General features: G+C 71.5%; 16 protein-coding genes. 9 read left to right on the forward strand and 7 right to left on the reverse strand.

Annotation, left to right across the window (positions count from 1 at the left end; genetic code table 11):
* Positions 1-192: 192 nt before the first annotated feature.
* The 5 genes from ASG80_RS12080 to ASG80_RS12100 form a co-directional block, all read right to left on the reverse strand.
* The gene (locus tag ASG80_RS12080) at positions 193-1,749 is read right to left on the reverse strand and encodes an HNH endonuclease signature motif containing protein (protein WP_056731016.1); all 1,557 of its coding nucleotides are present in this window, start codon (positions 1,747-1,749) and stop codon (positions 193-195) included.
* A 188-nt stretch (positions 1,750-1,937) separates the two neighbouring features.
* A complete protein-coding gene (locus ASG80_RS12085) occupies positions 1,938-2,738 on the reverse strand; it encodes an ABC transporter permease (protein ID WP_056731018.1) in 801 nt (266 codons plus the stop codon).
* 9 nt (positions 2,739-2,747) lie between these two features.
* Positions 2,748-3,692 (reverse strand): ABC transporter permease, encoded by a 945-nt coding sequence (locus ASG80_RS12090; RefSeq protein ID WP_082590214.1) that lies wholly within the window; start codon positions 3,690-3,692, stop codon positions 2,748-2,750.
* A 171-nt stretch (positions 3,693-3,863) separates the two neighbouring features.
* Positions 3,864-5,045 carry an ABC transporter substrate-binding protein gene (locus ASG80_RS12095; RefSeq protein ID WP_056731020.1) on the reverse strand — a complete coding sequence of 394 codons (1,182 nt, stop codon included), beginning with the start codon at positions 5,043-5,045 and terminating at the stop codon, positions 3,864-3,866.
* Positions 5,046-5,120: 75 nt separating this feature from the next.
* Positions 5,121-6,170, reverse strand: coding sequence for an ABC transporter ATP-binding protein (locus ASG80_RS12100; RefSeq protein ID WP_056731022.1), 1,050 nt, complete (start codon positions 6,168-6,170; stop codon positions 5,121-5,123).
* A 119-nt stretch (positions 6,171-6,289) separates the two neighbouring features.
* Between ASG80_RS12100 and ASG80_RS12105 the strand changes: the two genes are divergently transcribed.
* Both ASG80_RS12105 and ASG80_RS12110 read left to right on the forward strand, forming a co-directional pair.
* A complete protein-coding gene (locus ASG80_RS12105; protein WP_056731025.1) occupies positions 6,290-7,096 on the forward strand; it encodes a FadR/GntR family transcriptional regulator in 807 nt (268 codons plus the stop codon).
* Positions 7,093-7,902 (forward strand): PDC sensor domain-containing protein, encoded by an 810-nt coding sequence (locus tag ASG80_RS12110; protein ID WP_056731027.1) that lies wholly within the window; start codon positions 7,093-7,095, stop codon positions 7,900-7,902. Before ASG80_RS12105 ends, ASG80_RS12110 begins: the two co-directional genes overlap by 4 nt.
* A 6-nt stretch (positions 7,903-7,908) precedes the next feature.
* On the opposite strand, the gene ASG80_RS12115 is transcribed toward ASG80_RS12110, so the two are convergent.
* Positions 7,909-8,565 carry a TetR/AcrR family transcriptional regulator gene (locus ASG80_RS12115; protein ID WP_056731029.1) on the reverse strand — a complete coding sequence of 219 codons (657 nt, stop codon included), beginning with the start codon at positions 8,563-8,565 and terminating at the stop codon, positions 7,909-7,911.
* 93 nt (positions 8,566-8,658) lie between these two features.
* On the opposite strand from ASG80_RS12115, the gene ASG80_RS12120 reads away from it, so the two are divergent.
* Positions 8,659-9,564, forward strand: a complete 906-nt coding sequence (locus ASG80_RS12120; RefSeq protein ID WP_162256625.1) for an alpha/beta hydrolase — start codon at positions 8,659-8,661, stop codon at positions 9,562-9,564.
* A 112-nt stretch (positions 9,565-9,676) separates the two neighbouring features.
* Here ASG80_RS12120 and ASG80_RS12125 read toward each other — a convergent pair whose 3' ends face one another.
* The gene (locus ASG80_RS12125) at positions 9,677-10,645 is read right to left on the reverse strand and encodes an aldo/keto reductase (RefSeq protein WP_056731033.1); all 969 of its coding nucleotides are present in this window, start codon (positions 10,643-10,645) and stop codon (positions 9,677-9,679) included.
* Between the two features lie 181 nt (positions 10,646-10,826).
* Between ASG80_RS12125 and ASG80_RS12130 the strand changes: the two genes are divergently transcribed.
* From ASG80_RS12130 to ASG80_RS12155, 6 genes are all read left to right on the forward strand, one after another.
* Positions 10,827-11,582: a sirohydrochlorin chelatase gene (locus ASG80_RS12130; protein WP_056731035.1), complete on the forward strand. Its 756-nt coding sequence runs from the start codon at positions 10,827-10,829 to the stop codon at positions 11,580-11,582.
* Between the two features lie 214 nt (positions 11,583-11,796).
* Positions 11,797-13,587 carry a nitrite/sulfite reductase gene (locus ASG80_RS12135; RefSeq protein ID WP_056731037.1) on the forward strand — a complete coding sequence of 597 codons (1,791 nt, stop codon included), beginning with the start codon at positions 11,797-11,799 and terminating at the stop codon, positions 13,585-13,587.
* Complete coding sequence (locus tag ASG80_RS12140; protein ID WP_056731039.1) at positions 13,584-14,405, forward strand: phosphoadenylyl-sulfate reductase; 822 nt, start codon at positions 13,584-13,586, stop codon at positions 14,403-14,405. Before ASG80_RS12135 ends, ASG80_RS12140 begins: the two co-directional genes overlap by 4 nt.
* Positions 14,402-15,460, forward strand: a complete 1,059-nt coding sequence (cysD, locus tag ASG80_RS12145) for a sulfate adenylyltransferase subunit CysD (protein WP_082590218.1) — start codon at positions 14,402-14,404, stop codon at positions 15,458-15,460. The genes ASG80_RS12140 and cysD overlap by 4 nt, the downstream gene beginning before the upstream one ends.
* Positions 15,460-16,842 carry a sulfate adenylyltransferase subunit 1 gene (locus tag ASG80_RS12150; RefSeq protein ID WP_082590220.1) on the forward strand — a complete coding sequence of 461 codons (1,383 nt, stop codon included), beginning with the start codon at positions 15,460-15,462 and terminating at the stop codon, positions 16,840-16,842. Before cysD ends, ASG80_RS12150 begins: the two co-directional genes overlap by 1 nt.
* A complete protein-coding gene (locus tag ASG80_RS12155) occupies positions 16,839-17,951 on the forward strand; it encodes an ABC transporter substrate-binding protein (protein WP_082590222.1) in 1,113 nt (370 codons plus the stop codon). The genes ASG80_RS12150 and ASG80_RS12155 overlap by 4 nt, the downstream gene beginning before the upstream one ends.
* Positions 17,952-17,953: the final 2 nt, after the last annotated feature.

The following is a 17,953-nucleotide window of genomic DNA, read 5'->3' on the forward strand; positions in this document are numbered from 1 at the left end:
CCAGGTGGAAGCCCGCCAGGTGGAAGCCCGCGCTCAACGCCTTCGCGATCACCTTCGAAGGCCGCATCAACTAACCATGCGCCAGCCCAGATCCACCGTTAATCTGACAGACCCCGAGCCACGGCGGTGGGCAGTGCACGAGCCGCGCCCTGCGCGATCGGTGCATGCGAGCGCCCTGAGTGCCGCTGCTGATCATGCTGCGGGCTCTTCCGATTGCCCATCGACCCCGTCAAACCCGTCAAGCCGGGCCCCCTGGCGGGGCTGGGTCGGGCGGTCGTGTCGGTCGGCGAGTCGGGTGGGTGATTTCGTGATGGCGCGCCAGTTGCCGCCGGGGTCGAGCCAGGCGGGTGGGCGGATGTGGGGGACGCCGTGGAGCATCCGGATGCCCCAGCCGGAGGTGTCGATGGTGCGGTGGTGGAAAAAGCAGAGGAGCACGCCGTTGTCGGGGTGGGTGGGTCCGCCGTGGGTGTTGGGGGTGACGTGGTGGATCTCGCACCAGGCGGCGGGGATGGAGCATCCGGGGATCAGGCATCCGCCGTCGCGGAGGGTGATCGCGCGGCGTTGGTGCGGGGGGGTGACGTGGTGGATCTCGCACCAGGCGGCGGGGATGGAGCATCCGGGGATCAGGCATCCGCCGTCGCGGAGGGTGATCGCGCGGCGTTGGTGCGGGGTGAAGCACCGTTCGGGGGAGCCGAGCTCGAGGATGCGGCCGGTATCGTCGAACACGACCGTCTGGGTGCCGCCGGTGCAGATCATGTGGCGTGCGGCTCGGAGCGAGATCGGGATCTCGACGCCATCGGCGTGCGCGACGCCCCGCCCGGCGGCGAGGTCGGAGTTCCTGACGCTGACCAGGACGGTGGGTGCGGCGCCGCCGATCGTGAGGTGCTCCCCGGAGCGGGCGGCGGTGTCGATGACGGCGGCGAGGACGTCGTGGCGTTGCTGGTCGGCGGTGCGGGTCTCACCGACCGCGGCGATCTGCGCCCGCTCTTCGTCGGTCATGAACCCACCGCCCGACCGGGGGGACAGGTGCGCGTCGAACAGCCGGGTGAGTTTCGCGGCGACCTCGGGGATCAGCTCCCCGGTGACCGGGATCAGCCCGTCCCGGGCTCGACCGAGCCGGAACCCGCGGCGGCGCATCGCGCGCTGATCGTCGGGTTCGGATCCGTCTTGGTCGAGGAACGTGGACCACGCCTGCGCCTGCACCCGCACCTCGTCGGCGGTGCACCGCACCGGCGTGCCGTCACCGGCGCCGGTGGCCTCGGCGACGAGTGCCTGCTCCGCGGTCTGAAGCGCGGCCGGGTCGGCGACCGTGCGGGTGCGGTCCAGTTCGCGGATGATCGTGCCCGCGGCATCCGCGCCCAGCTCACCTCCGGCCAGCGCCGCCGCGACCAGCGGGAACACCGCCGCGATCGGCTCCCCGAACCCGGACCGTGCCCGGGTGGCGGACCCGAGGGCGATGCGCCGGCGCGCCTCGAACGCGGAGACCTGCGTGACCCGCTCGACGAGTTCGACGGCGGAGCGGCACCCCCTGCGGGTGGAGAGGCGCTGGTCGCCGAGCTCGACCCGGGACCGTTCGGCGACCTCGCCCGCGCAGGCGGCGCGGTGCGCGTCGACGAGCCGGCCGAGCCCCTCGAGGGCGCGCAGGGTGGCGAGCAGCTCGTCGTCGGACCACCCGGAGGCCTCGTCGAACCCGAGCACGCCGGCGAGTGTCGAGCGGAGCTGCTCGAGTGCGTCGCGGGTGCCGGTCATGGGTCCATTCTTACGCGAACCACCGACATCCGAACCGTCGCAAAATGCCCGATCAGGGTGTGAATAGAAACGCGAACCACGGGGCTGTGGAGGACAAGTCGACTCGAAGCCGGCAAGCACGACCGGTCCCTGTGCAGGACAGAGGTGGTGCTCCTGCGGATGCCCTCCCGACACGCCCGCGGCATCCCTCAACGCCGCTCCTGCTGCGACCCCGACAGCCGCTGCGCGATGTAGATCGGGATGATCGACACGACCACCAGCACCACCGCGATCACCGATACGATCGGCGCCTGGTTCGGCCGGAACATGTTGTTCAGGATGAAGATCGGCAGCGTGGTCACCCCCGACCCGGCGGTGAACGTGGTGACGATGATCTCGTCGAAGCTGAGGGCGAACGCGAGCAGGCCGCCCGCCAGGAGCGCCGAGCTCAACTGCGGGAACGTCACGAGCCGGAACGTCGTCCACACGCCCGCGCCGAGGTCGGCCGACGCCTCCTCGAGGTTCGTGCCCTGGCGGCGGAGGCGCGCGATCACGTTGTTGAACACCGTGACGATACAGAACGTGGCGTGCGCTATCACGACCGTCCATATCGAGAGCGGCACCCCCATGATCGTTCGGAAGAAGTTGTTCAGCGCGATACCGGTGATGATGCCCGGCAATGCGATCGGCAGGATGATGAGGAGGCTGATCGCGTCGCGGCCGAAGAACGAGAACCGCTGCAGCGCGAGCGAGATGAGGGTGCCGAGCGCGAGCGAGATGATCGTCGCGATCACCGCGATCTGCACGCTCGTCCACACGGCCTCCATCGCGCCGGCGCTCTGGAACGCCCTGGTCCACCACTCGAGCGTGAAGCCCGGCGGCGGCCAAGTGAGCGACTTCGACGTGGAGAACGAGTTCACGAGCACGACGAACAGCGGTACGTAGACGACCAAGAGGATCAGCCCGGTCACGACGCCGAGCGTCGTCCGGGAGAGTCTGGAGAGTCGCATCCGTCGCCCCTAGAGGTTGTCGAGGGCGCCGGTGCGGCGCACGAGGAACAGGTAGCCGAAGATGATCACGATCGGGATGAGCGCGATCGCCGCGGCGAGCGGCAAGTTGTTCGCCGCGCCGACGTTCGTGTACACGAGGTTTCCGAGCATCTGGCTCGCGCCGCCGACGATGTTGACGGTGATGTAGTCGCCGAGCGACAGCGAGAAGCTGAAGATCGTGCCGGCGATGATCGCGGGCAGCACAAGCGGGAAGACCACGAACCGGACGGTGGGCCAGGTGCGGCCGCCCAGATCGGCGGAGGCCTCGAGGAGCGAGTCGGGCACGCGCTCGAGTCCCGCGTAGATGGGGAGGATCACGTAGGGAAGCCACAGGTACGACAGCGTGATGATCGTCGCGGGCAGGCCGTACCCGATCGTCTGTCCCCCGAACGGCGTCACGAGCCACTCGAGGATGCCGTCCTGCGAGAGCACCGAGCGCCACGCGTACGCCTTCACAAGGTAGCTCGCCCAGAGCGGGGTGAGCACCGCGATGACGAGGATCCGCTGCATCCGGGGCGTCGCGACCTTGGCCATGAAGAACGCGATGGGCAGCGCGAGGACCACGTCGATGAGCGTGACGAGCAGGGCGACCCCTACCGTCCGCAGGGTCACCGTCTGGTACAGCGAGCCGGTGAGCACCGTGATGATGTTGTCGAGCGTCCACTCCTGGCTGATCTCGCCCGTGAAGCTGTCGACCGTCCAGAACGCCGTGACGAGCAGCAGCACGAGGGCCACGATGTAGACGACGCCCAGCCAGAACAGAGGAGCGCTGAGCAGCAGCGCGAGCCGCGTGCGCGGGTGCGTGCTCAGGAAGACGGATGCCGCGCGCGCCGGCGTGCGGCGGGGCCGTGGCACGGTATCGCGGGCGCGGTCGGGCGCGGGCGCTCCGGGCGGTGCGGGGGCGTGCGTCGTCATGCGTGTCCTGTCGTGTCGAGCGGGGTGGCGGTGGGTTGAGGAGCCGCCGCGGGCGGCATCTCGGAGCCCGGTTCCACAGGCTCCCGGGTTTCGAGACGGCCGCCGCGCGGCGTCCTCAACCCACGGGGTGGGGCGGCTCGTCGGGCCGGGCCGCCCCGGGATAGCGGGGCGTCAGCCCTTGATCTCCGACCAGGCCTCGGTCCAGCCGGCGTAGTCGACGCACTCGACGTCGGTGCGGCCGTCGAGGCACTCGGCGATCGGGGTCGTCCAGTACCAGATCTGCGACGCGTAGTCGGCGTCACCGGCGTGGTAGGCCTCGCAGTCCTCGCGGAAGTCGCACGCGGCATCGTTCGACGGCGCCTCGCCGAAGTACGACGTGGCCGCCGCATTCGCCTCGGGGCTCGCGATGTAGTCGAGCCACGCGTACGCGCAGTTCGGGTTCTTCGCCTCGGACGAGATCATCCAGGTGTCCGACCATCCGGTCACGCCTTCCTCGGGGAGGGTGACTGCCGTGGCCGCACCCTCGCCTTCGAGCACGTTCTGGATGACCTGCCAGCTCGTGCCGACGACGCTGTCGCCGGTGGTGAACGCCTGGATCTCCTTCAGGTAGTCCGACCAGTACTCGCCGATGTTGGCACGCTGCGTCTTCAGCAGGTCGACCGCCGCGGCGAGCTGCTCCTCGTCGAGCGCGTAGGGGTTCTCGATGCCGAGCTCGGGGTTGTGGGCCATCAGGTACATCGCGGCATCCGCGATGTAGATCGGCGAGTCGTACGCGGTGACCTTGCCGGCGTAGTCGCCCGAGCCCTCGAACACGACCTCCCACGAGGTGGGCTCCGTCGGGAAGACCTCCGTGCTGTACATCAGGAGGTTGGCGCCGTAGCCGTGGGGCACCCCGTAGGGCACGCCGTCGACCGAGTTCCACGACTGGTTCTTCAGGAAGTCGTAGACGCCCTCGTAGCTCGGGATGAGGTCGGTGTTGACGGGCGCGACGTCGCCGGCGGCGACGAGGCGGAGCGAGGCGTCGCCCGACGCGGAGACGACGTCGTAGTCGCCGGTCTTCATGAGGTTGAGCGCCTCGTCGGAGGTGCCGAAGGTCTTGGAGCTGACCTCGCAGCCGGTCTCCTCCTCGAACGGCGTGACCCAGTCGACCGCGGGGTCGTTCGAGCCGTCCTCGACGTAGCCCGGCCACGCGAGCAGCGACACCTGGCCCTCCATCTCGCCGAGCTCAGTGGCGGCCTCGCCGCCGTCCGAGCCGCCGCCCTGGGTCGTGCCGCAGGCCGTGAGCAATGCGACCGAGGCGATCGCGAGCCCGACGGTGGCGCCACGGCGGACCGTGCGCGGATTCCGTGTCATGGTTCTCTCCTGTTCGTGTGTGTGTGATGCAGTGTGGTGCGGGTCGTTGGGTGGGGGGATCGGCGGGCGGATGCCTCAGCCTGAGATCCCAGGGAGCACGGCGGCGCCGAGGGGCACGACGTCGTCGTCGTGCCACGAGACGACCACCCGGTCGCCGCGTTCGTCGTCGTGCGCGCGGTCGCGGACGTTCTGCTCGAGCACGGTCACGCGCGTGCCGTCGTCGAGGTCGACGACGAGCCGCACGCCGCTGCCGAGGTAGATGGCCTCGACGACCGTGCCCGGCACGTTGCGGACGCCGTCGCCGACGAGGCCGTCGCGGGTCACCGTCATCTTCTCGGGACGGACGGAGTGGTGGCCATCGCGCCCGAGGATGCTGCGCGAGCGCTCCTCGTCGAAGAGGTTCGACGTGCCCACGAAGTCGGCCACGAAGCGCGACTCGGGCCGCTCGTAGAGATCGGTCGGGGTGCCCAGCTGCTCGATGCGCCCGTCGTTGAACACAGCGATGCGGTCGGAGAGCGTGAGCGCCTCCTCCTGGTCGTGGGTGACGAAGATGAACGTGATGCCGAGGTCGCGCTGGATCTGCTTCAGCTCGACCTGCATCTGCTCGCGGAGCTTCAGGTCGAGGGCGCCGAGCGGCTCGTCGAGCAGGAGCACCTTCGGCTGCACGACGGTGGCCCGCGCAAGCGCGACGCGCTGGCGCTGGCCACCCGAGAGCTGCGAGGGCTTGCGGCCGGCCAGCTGCTCGAGGCGCACCGACGAGAGGGCCCGCATGGCCCGTTCGTTTCGCTCCTTGCGACCGATGCCGCGCACGCGGAGCCCGTAGGCCACGTTGTCGAGCACGTTCATGTGCGGGAAGAGCGCGTAGTCCTGGAAGACGGTGTTCACGTCGCGGTCGAACGGCGCGCGCTTCGTGACGTCCTCGCCGAAGAGCTCGATCGTGCCCGACGTCGGCTGCTCGAACCCGGCGATGAGCCGCAGCACGGTGGTCTTGCCCGAGCCCGACGGCCCCAGCATCGAGAAGAACTCGCCCGCCGCGATCTCGAGATCGACGTGGTCGACGGCGGTGACGGCGCCGAACTCCTTCGTGAGCCCGGCCAGCCGAATGGCCGGCTGCTGGTCGGTCATGACGTCTCCTTCGATGTGCGTGTCTAAATCATATGGACCCAGATGTCTATTTCCAGCCCTGCGTGTTACGGTCGTGTCACAGTTCCGAGGTCGGACGAGATCGGATGCCGGGAGGTCGGATGCCGCAGGCCACTGGCCGCGCCGACGCGACGCGCGCGGTCGTCTTCTCGCCCCTCGACGGCGCCGGTCGCGCCGAGCTCGTCGAGCAGCGGCTCACCGACGCGATCGTCTCCGGGGTGCTCCGCGACGGCGAGCGCCTGCCGAGCGAGTCGGAGCTCGCGCGCAGCCTCGGGGTCGCGGTCGTCACGGCCCGTGAAGCGCTCGTCGCGCTGCGCAACAAGGGGCTCGTGCACACGAGGCGCGGGCGCGACGGCGGCAGCTTCGTGACCCACGACCGCGACGCCTCGATGCGCATGGTCGACGAGCGCGTTCGCGCGCTCAGCCGCAGCGAGCTCCGCGACCTCTCGCTGCTCTACGCCGCCATCGCGGGCACGGCGGCCGAGGTCGCCGCCGACCGGGCGAGTGAGGACGACCTCGCGAGCCTCGTCGAGATCGACGCCCGCGCCGACCTCACCACCCCGGGCGGAGCGCGGCGCGCGGTCGGCCGCTTCCAGCTCGAGATCGCCGCCGTCAGCCAGTCGCCGCGGCTCGTGCACGAGGAGCTGCGCATGCAGGCCGAGGCCGGGCCCTTGCTCTGGCTATGCCTGAGGGAGCAGGATTCACGTGACCGCAGCCGCACGGCTCGACTCGAGGTCATCCAGGCGATCCGCGAGGTGCAACCCGAACGTGCACGTCGTGCGACCACCCAGCACATCGCCTCAGCCGTGGAGTGGCTCATCGACGAGAAGGTGCGCCTCGAGCAGGCGTCCCTGGTCGAGGCGCACGAGGCATCCGCGGCCGCAACACCGGAAGGAGGGAGGCCATGACCATCACCGTCGACGTCGACGCCGAGCACATCGCGCAGCGCATCGCCTCCACGATCGACCCCGTCTTCACCATGATCGACGGCTGGCGCGACGCATTCGAGCGCGAGCTCGAAGGACCGTTCGCGGGCGCCCTCACCGGCGAGGGCGAACAGACCGCCTCGACCCTCGACCCCGTGGTGGCCGCGCTCGTCAGCCCCGAGCTCGAACGCGACGACGCCCTCATCACGGGCGCCGGCTTCGTCGCGGCACCCGGATTCCTCGCCGACGCGCCCTGGCACCTCGCCTGGTGGCTGAGCGGTTCGAACACGTTCGGCGCGGGGCCCGACCCGAGGCTCCGCCGCCTCGAGGCGGTGAGCGACCCCGACTCCGAGCAGTTCCGCGACTATACGACGCTCGAGTGGTGGCGCGTGCCCGCCCGCACCGGCACCCGGCACCTCACGGGACCGTACGTCGACTACCTCTGCACCGACGACTACACGGTGACGATCACGACCCCCGTGCGCGTTGGCGGCGAGATGGCCGGCCTCGTGGGCACCGACCTCTACGTGGCGCGCCTCGAGCAAGTGCTCCTGCCGGTGATCCGCGAGGCGGGGCATCCGTGCACGCTCGTGAATGCGTCGGGACGCATCGTCGCGTCGACCGACGCGCGGCGGGCCACCGGCGCACTGCTGCGCATCGACGGGCTCGCGGAGGCGCTCACGCCGTTGCGCGACGCCGTCACGGCCACGGATGCCGCGAGCCTCCCGGGCGGCGAAGCGGTCGTGCCGTGCGGAGACACGTCACTGGCGCTGGTGCTCGAGGCCTGATCGGCGTCAGCCGAGGTCGTCTTGCTCGGCGAGCACCCGGATCGCCTCTGGGTCCGCGCCCGCGGCGACGAGCCGTGCGACCAGTGCCCGCCGCGCCCGGACGTAGGGCTCATTCGACCCGGTCAGCACCGAGCGCGAGTTGGCGCCGTCGAGGAGCGCCGTGAACTCGAACGCCAGCTGGGCGGCATCCGCGTCGGGGGCGAGCTCGCCGAGCTCGATCGCGTAGCCGAGTGAGACCTGCACGTAGTCGCCCCAGCTCTCGAACGCGAGGGCGACGGCGTCGTGCACGGGGCCGGTCTTCGCGTCGAGGTCGGCGGCAGCAGCAGCGAAGAAGCAGCCGCCCGGGAAGACGCGGTCGCGGGAGTACGCGATCCAGAGGTCGAGCAGGAGGGCGATGCGACGGAGGCCGCGCGGCTCGACACGCGCCGGCTCGAGGACGGCCTCACGGAATCGCTGCGCGGCGGCCTCGACGGTCGCGAGCTGCAGCCGCTCCTTCGTGCCGAACAGCGTGGCGACGCCGCTCTTGCTCACCCTCGCTGCGGTGGCGAGGCGGCCGATCGAGAGCCCGTCGAGTCCGTCGACCGACGCGAGGTCGGCCGCGCTCTCGAGGACCACGCGGCGCGAGGCGTCGCCGCGGACGCGTCGACCGTCGATCTGGTTCATGCTCTTTACTATACGCACGATCGTTCGTATAGTGTACGTACGACCGTTCGTATTCTTATCGGATGCCGCGAGGCATCGCCAATGGAGGCCGAGATGCACCCCGCCACCACCGTCCCGCTCGCCATGCTGCGCACCGCCGACCGGGTCTCCCCCGAGCTCGCGGGCCGGCTCGCGCTGCCGCTGTTCCGGCAGGTGCGCCCGACGCTGCCCGTGCGACCCGGCGACCGCGCCGTGCACGAGCACGCCGAGCGCGGCACGATCACCATCCGCGGCCGCGAGATCGTCACGTACGCGTGGGGCCGCGGCGCCGAGACCGTGCTCGTGGTGCACGGCTGGCGCGGCCGAGCCTCCCAGTTCGGCCCCATCGTGCGCGAGCTACGGGCCGAGGGGTACCGCGTCGTCGGCTTCGACGCCCCGGCGAACGGCGACTCCGCCGGGCGCCGCACCGACATCCGCGACTACCTCGCCGCCATCGAGGAACTGCAGCGCCGGCACGGCCTGTTCCACCTGATTGTCGGGCACTCGTTCGGCGCGCTCGCGGCGCTCACCGCGGTGCGAGAGGGCACCGCCGCGGGCGGTGTGGTCGCGATCGCCGGCATGGCCGACGCGCGGTTCCTCGTGGACTCGTTCGCGTCCCGCGTCGGCGTGGGCGCGGCGACCGCCGACGTGCTGGCCCGCCAGTTCGCACGGCGGGTGCTGCCAGACGTGCAGGAGCCGTACGCGCGCTTCGATGCCGTCGCCGATCCGCTCCCCGCCGCCGTGCCGCTCCTTGTCGTGCACGACCGCAGCGACCGTGAGGTCTCGGCATCCGAGGCGCTTCGCCTGCACGCCGCGCATGGCGAACGCTCGCGGCTCGTGCTCACCGACGGTGCGGGCCACTCCCGCGTGCTCGGCGCCGACGCGACGCTCGACGCCGTTACGGCGTTCGCCACGGGTGGGCTGCCCGCACTCGACCGGGCGGGATTCGGCGCGATCGAGGTGCCCGCAGCATCCGCGTGATCGGGGCGCTCGGGGAGACCTGTCTCATCGAGTCACGCCGAACGGCCGCACGCCGCGGAGTGGAGCGGCCGATTCGCGTGACTCGATGCGAACGGCACCGGAAATACGCCGCTCAGTACCAGAACGGGGCCTGCGGCACGTAGGGCGCCTCGAGCTCTCGCACCTCGTCGTCGGTGAGGGTCAGGTCGAGGGCGGCGACGGCATCCGCGAGGTGGTGCGGCTTGGTCGCACCTACGATCGGGGCGGTGACGACGGGCCTGCCCAGCACCCACGCGAGGGCGACCTGCGCCATGGTGACCCCGCGTGCCTCCGCGACGCGCTGCACGGCGTCGACGATGGGCTCGTCGGCGGGCGAGTCGAAGGCCTTCGCGACCGCATCCACCGATGAGCGGCCGGTCTGCTCGCCCCACGGACGCGTGAGCCTGCCCTTGGCCTGTGGCGAGTACGGGATGACGCCGACGCCCATGTCCTCGCACATGGGCAGCATCTCGCGCTCCTCCTCGCGCTTGAGGAGGTTGACCTGGTCCTGCATCGCGACGAACGGCGTCCAGCCGTGCACCGCGGCCGCGGTCTGGAGCTTCGCGAACTCCCACGCGTGCATGGACGAGGCGCCGAGGTAGCGCACCTTGCCGGCCTTCACGAGGTCGTGCAGCGCCTCCATCGTCTCCTCGACCGGGGTCTCGGGATCGAAGCGGTGGATCAGGTAGAGGTCGATGTAGTCGGTCCCCAGGCGGGCGAGGGAGGCGTCGACCTGCTCCATGATCGCCTTCCTCGACAGGCCGGCCCCGCCGGGTCCGTCGTGCATGCGGCCGGAGACCTTCGTGGCGAGCACGATGTCCTCGCGCCGGGAGTACCGCTCGATCGCGCGGCCGACGAACTCCTCCGAGCTGCCCAGCTGGTACACGTTCGCGGTGTCCCAGAACGTGACGCCGAGCTCCACGGCCTGGCGGAAGAACGGCTGCGCCGCGTCCTCGTCGAGCGTCCATTGGTGCAGACCTCTGCCGGGGTCGCCGTAGCTCATACAGCCGAGCGCGATGCGGCTCAGCTTCAGGCCCGTCCGGCCGAGTCGTGCGTACTCCATCGGTGGCTCCCCTCCGGGCCCTGTGCGGTCGCGGCCCTTCGCTGCCAGCCAACACCCATTCGCGCCGATCCGGGAGGCCCTCGCGAACGGGGTACCGGCAATGCCTCCCTCGCCTCCCGCCGCGGGGTCACGTGGCGTCGCACGGATGCGACGTGCCCTCGTCGTTTGCGACGATGGGCGCATGAGCGCACGGCTGCCCGCACTCGTGGGCATCTCGCACGGCACCTCGTCGCCCGAGGGGCGCCGTGCGGTGCGCGGGCTGCATGACGCGGTGGTTACGGCGGTGGCGAAGCTGCATCCGGATGCCACGCCGTCGGTGCGGCTCGGACACGTCGACGTCGAGCAGCCCGACGTGCCCACGACGCTCGCCTCGCTCGAGCCGGATCAGCCCGCGGTCGTCGTGCCCCTGCTCCTCTCGGCCGGGTACCACGTGTACGTCGACCTCACCGAGGCGGTCGAGGCGGAGACCGAGCGGACGGCCCGGCCCGTCGTGCTCGCAGGCGCCCTCGGGCCCGATGACCGGCTCACGACCGTGCTGCTGCGGCGGTTACGCGAGGCCGGCCTGGGTGACGACGACCGGATCGTGCTCGCGGTCGCCGGATCGAGCGACCGACGTGCGGTCGACGACTGCCGCGACATGGCGGCACGGCTCGCCGTCGCATCCGCACGCGACGTGTCGCTCGGGTTCCTCGCGGCCGCGGAGCCGCGCCTGCCCGCCGCGGTCGCCGCGGCCAGCCACGAGCGACGCGGCAGCGGCGGCGGTCGCGTGATCGTCGCGAACTACCTGCTCGCGCCGGGCTACTTCGACGACCTCGCGCGGGCGGCCGGCGCGGACGTGACGGCGCGACCGCTGCTCGTGCCCGGCGAGGCCGCTCCGCCCGAACTCGTCGCCGTCGTGCTCGACCGGTACGACGCGGCATCCGGCAACCTCGCCTGAGCCCGGTGGGCCATCCGTTCGCCGATTCTCGACCGCGGTACCGCCTCACGCCGGTGCGCAACCCCTGATGGCGAAACACGACCTTGTGTGACGCAATGCGACACGGCGTGACCGGGCGTGACACGCCGCCTGTCGGCAACGGCCGACCTCGCCTAGCTTCGACCGAACACGGAACAACGCGCACCCGGCGCCGGCCGAGGAGAGGAGGCAGCCAGTGACCACCCCGACGACGACGGATGCCACGCCCGCACGCCCGGCTCGCGCCGAGCGGCCCGCCCGACCGGAGGGCGGCGCCCGACCGGCACCGGCCCGCGGCGACCGGCCCACCCGCCCGGCCTCGCGACCGCACGGCCAGTGGAAGGTGGACGGCACCGAGCCGCTGAACGCCAACGAGCAGTGGAAGCAGGAGGACGGCGGCCTCGCCGTTCGCGAGCGCATCGAGTCGATCTACGCGACCGGCGGCTTCCAGAGCATCGACCCGACCGACCTTCACGGCCGGTTCCGCTGGTGGGGCCTGTACACGCAGCGCAAGCCGGGCATCGACGGCGGCAAGACCGCCACCCTCGAGCCGCACGAGCTCGAGGACGAGTACTTCATGCTCCGCGTGCGCATCGACGGCGGGCAGCTCACCACCGACCAACTCCGCGTGGTCGGCGAGATCTCGACCGAGTTCGGGCGCGACACCGCCGACCTCACCGACCGCCAGAACATCCAGCTGCACTGGATCCGTGTCGAGGACGTGCCCGAGATCTGGCGCCGGCTCGAGGCCGTGGGGCTCTGCACCACCGAGGCGTGCGGCGACGTGCCGCGTGTCATCCTCGGGTCGCCGGTCGCGGGGATCGCCGCGGACGAGCTCATCGACCCGACCCCGCAGATCGCCGAGATCACGTCCCGGTTCATCGGCGACGAGTCGCTCGCCAATCTGCCCCGCAAGTTCAAGTCCGCGATCACCGGGCACCCCAGCCAGGACGTCGTGCACGAGATCAACGACGTCGCCTTCGTCGCGGTGGAGCACCCTGAGCTCGGTGTGGGATACGACCTCTGGGTCGGCGGCGGCCTCTCCACGGCGCCGCGACTCGCTGAGCGCCTCGGCGTGTTCGTCGCACCCGACAAGGTCGCCGAGGCCTGGCACGGCGTCGCGCAGATCTTCCGCGACTACGGCTACCGGCGCCTGCGCAACAAGGCCCGCCTGAAGTTCCTGCTCGCCGACTGGGGCACCGAGAAGTTCCGCGAGGTGCTCGAGACGGAGTACCTCGGCGCGCCGCTGCCCGACGGGCCCGCGGCGCCCACCCCCGCGACCCCCGGCGATCACGTGGGCGTGCACCGCCAGCGCGACGGCCGCCACTACGTCGGCGTCACCCCGCTCGTCGGGCGCGTCTCGGGCACCATGCTCACCCGCCTCGCCGACATGCTCGAGGCGCACGGCTCCCGGCGCCTGCGCACCACGCCGCACCAGAAGCTCGTCCTGCTCGACGTCGATGAGACCGAGCTCGAGCCGCTCATCGCGGGTCTCGACGAGCTCGGACTCTCCGCCCGGCCGAGCCTCTTCCGCCGCTCGACCATCGCGTGCACGGGCATCGAGTTCTGCAAGCTCGCGATCGTCGAGACGAAGCAGACGGCCTCCGACGCGGTGCGCGAGCTCGAGCAGCGCCTCGCCGGCCTCGAGGACCGCCTTCCTGCGCCCATCAGCCTGCACGTGAACGGATGCCCCAACTCCTGCGCGCGCATCCAGACCGCCGACATCGGGCTGAAGGGCCAGCTCCTGCCCGACGGCGACGGCGGCCAGACGCCCGGCTTCCAGGTCCACCTCGGCGGCGGGCTCGCCTCGCAGGACCGCGACGAGGCCGGCCTCGGCCGCACCGTGCGCGGCCTGAAGGTCACCGCCGAGGGCCTCGCCGACTACGTCGAGCTGCTCGTGCGCCGCTTCCTCGACCAGCGCGACGAGGCGGCAGACGAGACGTTCGCGAACTGGGCCCACCGCGTCGACGAGGAGGCACTGCGATGAGCGCCAGGAATGTGGGTCGAGGAGCGGCGCAGCCGCGTCTCGAGACCTCTGCGACGCGGTCGGGTCTCGAGACGCGCGCTGACGCGCGCTCCTCGACCAGCAGCTCCCGCCGCAGCGCAGACGAGCTTCGCGCACTCGCGGCGGCGGGCAACGAGCTGCTTGGAAACCTCGCCGACCACGAGGCATCCGCTGCCGAGGTCGTCGCCTGGGTGGCGGCGAACTTCACGACGGATGCCGCCGCGATCGCCTGCTCGATGGCCGACGCCGTGCTGCCGCACGTGGTCGCCGAGCAGCTGCCCGGCGTCGACGTGCTGTTCCTCGACACGGGGTACCACTTCACCGAGACGTACGTGACGCGCGACGAGGTGGCCCGCGCCCTCGACGTGCGCGTCGTCGACGTGCTGCCCGAGCAGACCGTGGCCGAGCAGGACGCGGAGTTCGGGGCCGAGCTGTTCGCGCGCGACCCGGGCCTGTGCTGCGCCCGCCGCAAGGTCGCGCCGCTGCAGCAGGCGCTCTCCGGCTATGAGGTGTGGTTCACGGGCGTGCGCCGCGAGGAGGCGCCGACCCGCTCGAACACGCCGCTCGTCACGTGGGACGAACGCAACGGCCTCGTGAAGGTCAACCCGCTCGCGGCGTGGACCTTCGACGAGCTGCTCGACTACGCGGGCGCCCACCAGGTGCCCGTGAACCTCCTGATGTCGCACGGCTACCCCTCGATCGGCTGCGAGCCGTGCACCAAGCCGGTCGCCGCGGGCGAGGACCCGAGGTCGGGTCGCTGGGCCGGCCTCGCCAAGACGGAATGCGGGCTGCACCTATGAGCGAACCGAATCTGCGGGTTGAGGAGCGGCCGCAGGCCGCGTCTCGAAACCGCGAGACGGAGGTCGAGCGGGTTGAGGAGGGCGCGCAGCGCCCGTCTCGAAACCCGGACTCCGCGCAGGCGGGTTTCGAGACGACCGCTGCGCGGTCTCCTCAACCCGCGAAGGGCCTCGACGCGCTCGACACCCTCGAGTCCGAGTCGATCCACATCATCCGCGAGGTCGTCGCCGAGTTCGAGCGGCCGGTGCTGCTGTTCTCGGGCGGCAAGGACTCCGTGGTGGTGCTCCACCTGGCCGCCAAGGCCTTCTGGCCGGCGCGGGTGCCGTTCCCGGTGCTGCACATCGACACCGGCCACAACTTCCCCGAGGTCATCCACTTCCGCGACCGCACGGTCGAGCGCCTGGGCCTCCGGCTCGAGGTCGCCGCCGTGCAGGACTACCTCGACGACGGCCGCCTGCGGGAGCGCGCCGACGGCACCCGCAACCCGCTGCAGACGCTGCCGCTGCTCGACGCGATCGCCGCCGGCCGGCACGACGCCGTGTTCGGCGGCGCCCGCCGCGACGAGGACAAGGCCCGCGCCAAGGAGCGCATCCTCAGCCTCCGCGACGAGTTCGGCCAGTGGGACCCGCGCAACCAGCGCCCCGAGCTCTGGGACCTCTACAACGGCCGCCACACCGTCGGCCAGCACGTGCGCGCGTTCCCGATCTCGAACTGGACCGAGCTCGACGTGTGGCGCTACATCGAGCGAGAGGGCATCGAGCTGCCGCCGCTGTACTACGCGCACGAGCGCGAGGTGTACCGCCGCGACGGCATGTGGCGCGCGGTCTCCGAGGTCTCGCCGCCGCGCGCCGACGAGGCGGTCGAGCGCCGCACGGTGCGGTACCGCACGGTGGGTGACATGAGCTGCACCGGCGCGGTCGAGTCGGATGCGGCATCCGTCGGCGACGTCGTGCGCGAGGTCGCCACGTCGACCCTCACCGAGCGCGGCGCGACCCGCGCCGACGACCGCATCTCCGAGGCCGCCATGGAGGACCGCAAGAAGGACGGGTACTTCTGATGACGAGCACCGACCGCACGCTCTTCCGGTTCGCGACCGCCGGCTCCGTCGACGACGGCAAGTCGACCCTCGTGGGCCGCCTGCTGCACGACTCGAAGGCGATCCTCGCGGACCAGCTCGAGTCGGTCGCCCGCACCTCCGCCGAGCGCGGCTTCGGCGGCGAGCCCGGTGCGATCGACTTCGCGCTGCTCACTGACGGCCTGCGCGCCGAGCGCGAGCAGGGCATCACGATCGACGTCGCCTACCGCTACTTCGCCACCGGCCGCAGGTCGTTCATCCTCGCCGACTGCCCGGGCCACGTGCAGTACACCCGCAACATGGTCACCGGCGCCACGACCGCCGACGCGGTCGTCGTGCTCGTCGACGCGCGCAACGGCGTGCTCGAGCAGACCCGCCGCCACCTCGCCGTGGTGCAGCTGCTGCGCGTGCCGCACGTCATCGTCGCGGTGAACAAGATCGACCTGCTCGGCTACTCGCAGGCCGCCTTCTCGTCGGTCGCCGACGAGGTCACCACGCTCGCGGGCGAGCTCGGTCTGCCCGACGCGCACGTCATCCCCGTCTCCGCGCTCGCGGGCGACAATGTCGTCGAGCGCTCGGCGAACACGCCCTGGTACGACGGACCGAGCCTGCTCGAGCTGCTCGAGACCCTCCCGTCGCTCGACGAGCTCGAGACCGAGCTCGAGGCACTCCGGATGCCGGTGCAGCTCGTCATCCGGCCGCAGGGAGCGGTGGCGCACGACGTCGACGACCCCGAGCCCTTCCGCGACTACCGCGCCTTCGCGGGTCGTATCGCGTCGGGGACCGTGCGCGTCGGCGACCGGGTGCAGGTGTTCCCCGGCGGCGCGACCACGACCGTCACGGGCATCGACGCCGGCCCACGGGAGCTCGAAGCGGCATCCGCCCCCCAGTCGGTGTCGTTGCGGCTCGCCGACCAGCTCGACGCCGCGCGTGGCGCCGTCGTCGTGGCCGCGGGTGCATTGCCGATCCCGCGCCGCGAGCTCGACGCCGCACTCTTCTGGCTCGGCGACCGACCGCTGCGGCCCGGCGCCCGGGTGCTCGTGAAGTCGGGCACCACCACCGTGCAGGCCCTCGTGCCCGAGATCGTCGGGCGCCGCGACCTCGACTCGCTCGCACTCGAGCCCGCAGACGGCCTCGAGATCAACGACATCGGCCAGGTGCGCGTGCGCCTCGCGGCCGACCTGCCCGTCGAGGAGTACGCCGCGCACCGTCGCGCGGGCGCGTTCCTCGTCATCGACCCGCAGTCGGGCGCCACGCTCGCTGCCGGGATCGTCACCGCACCGGTCAACGACCTGAAGGTGGCGACCGCCGGTTCCGCCGGCATCATCCGCACGACCACCGACACCGAAGGAGCAGCAGCATGACCGCAACGTCCCGCGTCAATTCCCGCCTCGGCCTGGTGGGCGGCATGATGATGGCCACGGCGATCGTCGCGGTCGCCATGCTGACGCTGAGCGGCTGCGCGCCGCAGGCCGCGGCCGGAGAGGACGCCGAGGCATCCGCGTCGACCGGGCCTGCCGAGGAGCTGCGCCTCGGGTACTTCGCGAACGTCACCCACGCGCCCGCGCTGGTGGGCCTCGAGGAGGGCCTCTTCGCCGATGCGCTCGGCGACACGAAGCTCACCACGCAGGTCTTCAACGCCGGACCGGCCGCGATCGAGGCGCTCTCGGCGGGCGCCATCGACGCGACCTACATCGGGCCGAACCCGTCGATCAACACGTTCATCCAGTCGGGCGGGCAGTCGGCGCACATCGTCGCCGGTGCGGCGACCGGTGGCGCCGCCCTCGTCGTGCGCGACGGCATCGACTCGGCAGCCGACCTCGAGGGCACCACGCTCGCGACGCCGCAGCTCGGCAACACGCAGGATGTCGCGCTGCGCTCCTGGCTCGCCGACGAGGGCTACGAGACCGACACCACGGGCGGCGGCGACGTGCACATCACGCCAACCGAGAACGCGCAGACCCTGACCCTCTTCCAGCAGGGCGGCCTCGACGGCGCCTGGCTGCCTGAGCCGTGGGTCTCGCGCCTGATCGTCGACGCCGGCGCGCACGTGCTCGTCGACGAGGCGGACCTCTGGGAGGACGGCGCCTTCCCGACGACCGTGCTGCTCGTACGGGCGGAGTTCCTCGCCGAGCACCCCGAGACGGTGGAGGCGCTGCTCGAGGGGCACGTGGCATCCGTCGCCTGGCTCGACGAGCACGCCGAGGAGGCACCCGACGTCATCAACGCGGCCCTCGAGGCCGAGACCGGCAAGCCGCTCGCCGACGAGGTGATCACCCGTGCGCTCGAGCACGTGGCCTTCTCGGTCGACCCGCACGCCGAGACGTTCGAGACGCTCGTCGAGAACGGCCTCGAGGCGGGTACGCAGAAGGACGGCTCGATCGACGGGTTGTTCGACCTGCGCCTCCTGAACGGGCTGCTCGAGGCCGAGGGGGCCGAGCCGGTCTCCGCCGGCGGCCTCGGCGAGGAGTAGGA

The organism is Agromyces sp. Soil535 (assembly GCF_001428255.1).
Classification (GTDB): Bacteria; Actinomycetota; Actinomycetes; order Actinomycetales; family Microbacteriaceae; genus Agromyces.